Annotated in this window: 1 protein-coding gene; it reads left to right on the top strand. The window is 48.6% G+C overall.

The features are described 5' to 3' along the window. On the top strand, positions 1-288 hold a 288-nt coding region (locus tag NE665_RS24330), incomplete at both ends, for a Rib/alpha-like domain-containing protein (RefSeq protein ID WP_256302758.1).

Here is a 288-nt window from a genome sequence, read left to right as displayed (position 1 = left end):
AAGGATGCCTATGTTCCGGAAGGACAGAAGGTGGATGCCAATAAAGGCGAAGACCCAAGCGCAGAAGCCGGAATCAAGAACAAAGACGATCTTCCGGAAGGAACTATGTATGATTGGAAGACACCAGTGGACACGGATACACCAGGAGAAACCATAGGAACGATTGTAGTAACCTATCCAGATGGAAGCAAGGAAGAAGGGGAAGTTACAGTCAATGTCGTTGACACGACACCACAGGCTACTGACACAGAACTGTATACGGCGCAGGGGGGAGTTGTAAACAAACCA

The sequence above is a fragment of the Clostridium sp. DFI.1.208 genome, assembly GCF_024463855.1.
Classification (GTDB): domain Bacteria; phylum Bacillota_I; class Bacilli_A; order Erysipelotrichales; family Erysipelotrichaceae; genus Clostridium_AQ.
The sequence above is the reverse complement of the archived record's forward strand: the minus strand, read 5'-3'. Positions and strand labels throughout refer to the sequence as shown.